Source organism: uncultured Aquincola sp. (assembly GCF_964001545.1).
GTDB lineage: Bacteria > Pseudomonadota > Gammaproteobacteria > Burkholderiales > Burkholderiaceae_C > Aquincola.
The window spans coordinates 1-4,136 of record NZ_CAXFDV010000094.1 but is presented as its reverse complement, the minus strand read 5'-3'; the positions used below and the strand labels follow the sequence as shown (position 1 = coordinate 4,136).

Below are 4,136 nucleotides of genomic sequence, written 5' to 3'. Positions count from 1 at the left end.
CCGGGCCGCCCCAAGGGACTGAGATCCCCCTCGGGGGGCGCGAGCAAAGCGAGCTTGGGGGCAGACATCAGTCCCGCCGGGCCGCCCCAAGGGACTGAGATCCCCCTCGGGGGGGCGCGAGCAAAGCGAGCTCGGGGGCAGCCTCTCAGCTGCCGGCCACCTTCATCTTCTCGATCAGGATCGAGCCGGTGGTCTTGCCGCCCATGGTGTACGCATCGGCGCCCACCGCCACGATGGACTTGAGCATCTGCGGCAGGTGGCCGGCGATGGTCACCTCTTCCACCGGGTGCACGATCTGCCCGTTCTCGACCCAGAAGCCGGCGGCGCCGCGCGAGTAGTCGCCGGTCACGTAGTTCACGCCCTGGCCCATCAGCTCGATGACGAACAGGCCCCGGTGCAGCTTGCGCAGCATCGCGTCCAGGTCGTCGCCCGGCTGGGTGAGCCGGCTGGTGAGCGTGAGGTTCTGCGAGCCGCCGGCGTGGCCGGTGGTCTTCATGCCCAGCTTGCGGGCCGAGTAGCTCGACAGGAAGTAGCCCTGCGTCACGCCCGCCTCCACCACGGTGCGGGCGCGGGTGCGCACGCCTTCGTCGTCGAACGGCGCGCTGGCCTTGCCACGCTGGATGAACGGGTCTTCGCGCACGTCCAGGTGGTCGGCCAGCACCTGCTGGCCCAGGCTGTCGACCAGGAAGGTGGCCTTGCGGTAGAGCGCACCGCCGCTGGTGGCCTGCACGTAGGCGCCCAGCAGGCCGGCGGCCAGCGGCGACTCGAACAGCACCGGCACTTCGCAAGTGGGGATCTTGCGCGCGTTCAGCCGCGACAGCGCCCGCTCGGCGGCATAGCGGCCCACGGCCTCGGCAGGCGACAGCTCATCGGCCGAGCGCATCGAGGTGTACCAGGCGTCGCGCTGCATGCCGTCGCCGCGGCCGGCGATGGGCGCCACCGACAGCGAATGGCGCGAGCTGGCATAACCGCCGCGAAAGCCGCGCGAATTGCCGGCGTAAAAGTGCGACTGCTGGGCCGACACGCCCGCGCCTTCGGAGTTGGTGATGCGCTTGCGGTCGGTGGCCAGGGCCGCGGCCTCGCAGCGGCGGGCCAGCTCGGTGGCGGCTTCGGCGTCCAGGTCCCAGGGGTGGAACAGGTCCAGGTCGCGCGCGGCTTCTTCGGCCGTGGCCAGGTCGTCTTCGTCGGGCAGGCCGGCCACCGGGTCTTCGGCGGTGAAGCGGGCGATGTCATAGGCGGCGCGCACCGTCTGCTCGATGGCCTGGCGCGAGAAGTCGGAGGTGCTGGCATTGCCGCGGCGGCGGCCCAGGTACACCGCCACGCCCAGCGACTTGTCGCGGTTGCGCTCCACGTTCTCGAGCTCGCCCTTGCGCACCGACACCGACAGGCCCGTGCCTTCCGAGGCTTCGGCACCCGCGTCGCTGGCCCCCAGCTTCCTGGCCATCGCCAACGCGTCTTCCACGCACTGCTGGAACTGCTCACGCGTGTAGGCAAAGCCCTTGGCGGTGGTGGAACGGGTGTCGGACATGTGGGATGGCAGGGGTGGGGTTGGCTCAAATTATCATAGCTGTCGCCTTGAGCAGCCTTATGCAGCCCCACACCACCGACCCTTTCGACGAACGCCCCAGCAAGACCGCGCTGAAGAAGCAGGCGCACGACCTGCAGCGGCTGGGCGAGGCCCTGTCCGAACTGCCCGACGACCGCCTGGCCGCCGTGCCCATGCCCGACGTGCTGCTGGAAGCGCTGCGCGAGACGCGCCGCATCCGCTCGCACGAAGGCCGGCGCCGCCACCTGCAGTACGTGGGCAAGCTGATGCGCCAAACCGACGTGGAGCCGCTGCGCGAAGCCGTGGCGGCCGCGCAGCTGGGCACCGCCCAGAACACGCTGGAGCTGCACCGCCTGGAGCAATGGCGGCTGGAGCTTGTCAACGGCGACGAGGCCCTGACGCGTTGGATGGCCGAATGGCCCGACACCGACCTGCAGCGCCTGCGCAGCCTGATCCGCGCCGCCCGCAAGGAAGCGGCGCTGCCGCCCGAGCAGCGCCATGGCAAGGCCTGGCGCGAGCTGTTCCAGGCCATCAAGTCGCAGTTCAACCAGGCGCGTCCCGACGAATCGCATGAGCAGCTTTGACACCGTCAAGATCGGCCTCGTGTCCGTGAGCGACCGCGCCAGCGCGGGCGTGTACGAAGACAAGGGCATACCGGCGCTGCGCGAGTGGCTCGGCCGCGCACTGCGCAACCCGGTGAGCTATGAAACCCGGCTGGTGCCCGACGAGCAGCCGCAGGTCAGCCAGGCCCTGCGCGCGTTGGTGGACGACGCCGGCTGCCACCTGGTGCTGACCACCGGCGGCACCGGGCCGGCACCGCGCGACATCACGCCCGAAGCCACGCTGGCCGTGGCCGACAAGGAGATGCCCGGCTTCGGCGAGCAGATGCGCCAGATCAGCCTGCGCTTCGTGCCCACGGCCATCCTGTCTAGACAAGTGGCGGTGATCCGCGGCCGCGCGCTCATCATCAACCTGCCGGGCCAGCCCAAGTCCATCGCCGAGACGCTGCAGGGCCTGCCCCAGGCCGAGCCGCCGGTGCCCGGCATCTTTGCGGCGGTACCCTACTGCATCGACCTCATCGGCGGCCCGTACCTGGAGACCGACCCGGCCGTGTGCCAGGCCTTCCGGCCCAAGTCGGCCGTGCGGGCCGCTGCAGCCCAGCCCGGGACCACCCTGTGAAGTCGCGGCTGGCCCTGGGCGCCCTGGCCTTGGCCCTGGCCACCGCCGGCCTGCCGGTGGCGGCGGCCGAAGACATGCTGCCGCTGGTCATCCAGCCCGGCGACAGCCTGTGGCACCTGTCGAACGAGGTGCTCACCGGCCCCGAGGCCTGGCGTGAAGTGGCGCGCCTGAACCGCCTGCCCGATGCGGGCCGCATCCGCGCCGGCCAGCAGCTGCAGGTGCCGCTGCGCCTGCTGCGCGAGCGGCCGGTGCCGGCCCGGCTGGCCGTGGTGCAGGGCGCCGTCACGCTGGATGGCCGGCCGGTCGCGGCGGGCGAGCCGGTGCGCACCGGCCAATCGCTGGTCACCGCCGCCGACAGCTCGGCGGTGCTGGAGCTGGCCGACGGCTCGCGGCTGCGGGTGCAGCCGGGCACCGAAACCACGCTGGCCCAAAGCGCCCGCGTGGCCGGCCGCGCGGCCGGCGCCGAGACGCCGCAGCCCGCGGCGGCAGACGCCGGCGCCACCGACGGCTACTTTGCCGGCAGCATGCGCCTGGTGCGCGGTTCGCTGGAAGTGCTGGCCACCAAGCTGCGCCGCGCCAAACCGCTGGAAGTGCAGTCGCCCACCGCGGTGATCGGCGTGCGCGGCACCGAATATCGGGTGCACCATGGCGACGACCTGGGCACACGCGCCGAAGTGCTGGAAGGCCGCGTGCGTGCCGACCCGGCCGCTGCGCCCGAAGCCGGCGTCGAGCTGGGCACCCATTTCGGCACCGCCATCGCCAGCCCCCGCGCCACGCCGCAGGCGGTGCCACTGCCCGAGGCGCCGGCCCTGGTGCCGCTGCCGCCGGTGGTCGAACGCACCCTGGTGCGCCTGGAACTGCCCGGCGAAACCCTGGCCCTGCGGGCCCAGGTGGCGGTGGACCCGGCCTTCGAGCGCATCGTCAGCGACCAGCGCGTGGCCGCCGGCTCGCCGGTGCGCATCACCGGCCTGGCCGATGGCGAGTGGTTCCTGCGCGTGCGCCGGGTGCAGCCCGACGGCATCGAAGGCCTGGACAGCCAGCAGCGCTTCACCTTGGCGGCGCGGCCTGAGCCGCCGGCACCGTTCGCGCCGCGCGGAGGCGGCCAGGTGGGCGTGGGCCGTGTGACCTTCCGCTGGGCGGAGAACGTGGAAGCCGAGCACTACCACCTGCAGGTGGCGCGTGATGCCGCCTTCACCGACCTGGTGGCCGACCTGCCCGAGCTGCGCGGTGCCAGCACCGAAGTGCAGCTGGACCAGCCCGGCAGCTACTACTGGCGCATGGCCAGCGTGCGCCCGCCGCGGCCGGGCCAGCGCCAGCGCGGCCCCTGGACCGATCCGCAGGCGCTGAAGGTGCGCGCAGCACCGCCGGCAGCCAGCGCCGGTACCTCCGCCGACGGCAAGCGGCTGGAACT

At 72.5% G+C, this 4,136-nt stretch carries 4 protein-coding genes; 3 read left to right on the top strand and 1 reads right to left on the bottom strand.

The annotated features are described in order from the left end of the window. Positions 1-145: 145 nt before the first annotated feature. Positions 146-1,528, bottom strand: coding sequence for a metalloprotease PmbA (gene pmbA / locus ABNT58_RS03360; RefSeq protein WP_348752100.1), 1,383 nt, complete (start codon positions 1,526-1,528; stop codon positions 146-148). Positions 1,529-1,587: 59 nt separating this feature from the next. Between pmbA and yjgA the strand changes: the two genes are divergently transcribed. From yjgA to ABNT58_RS03345, 3 genes are all read left to right on the top strand, one after another. Next, positions 1,588-2,130, top strand: coding sequence for a ribosome biogenesis factor YjgA (yjgA, locus tag ABNT58_RS03355; RefSeq protein ID WP_348752099.1), 543 nt, complete (start codon positions 1,588-1,590; stop codon positions 2,128-2,130). Next, the gene (gene mog / locus ABNT58_RS03350) at positions 2,117-2,725 is read left to right on the top strand and encodes a molybdopterin adenylyltransferase (protein ID WP_348752098.1); all 609 of its coding nucleotides are present in this window, start codon (positions 2,117-2,119) and stop codon (positions 2,723-2,725) included. The genes yjgA and mog overlap by 14 nt, the downstream gene beginning before the upstream one ends. Then, positions 2,722-4,136 (top strand): FecR domain-containing protein (locus ABNT58_RS03345; RefSeq protein WP_348752097.1); only part of this gene is annotated, 1,415 nt, incomplete at its 3' end. The genes mog and ABNT58_RS03345, both read left to right, overlap by 4 nt.

Bases quoted from the DNA above. Each gene is read 5' to 3' on its own strand.
- pmbA (WP_348752100.1), bottom strand. From the start codon at position 1,528: ATGTCCGACACCCGTTCCACCACCGCCAAGGGCTTTGCCTACACGCGT.
- yjgA (WP_348752099.1), top strand. From the start codon at position 1,588: ATGCAGCCCCACACCACCGACCCTTTCGACGAACGCCCCAGCAAGACC.
- mog (WP_348752098.1), top strand. From the start codon at position 2,117: ATGAGCAGCTTTGACACCGTCAAGATCGGCCTCGTGTCCGTGAGCGAC.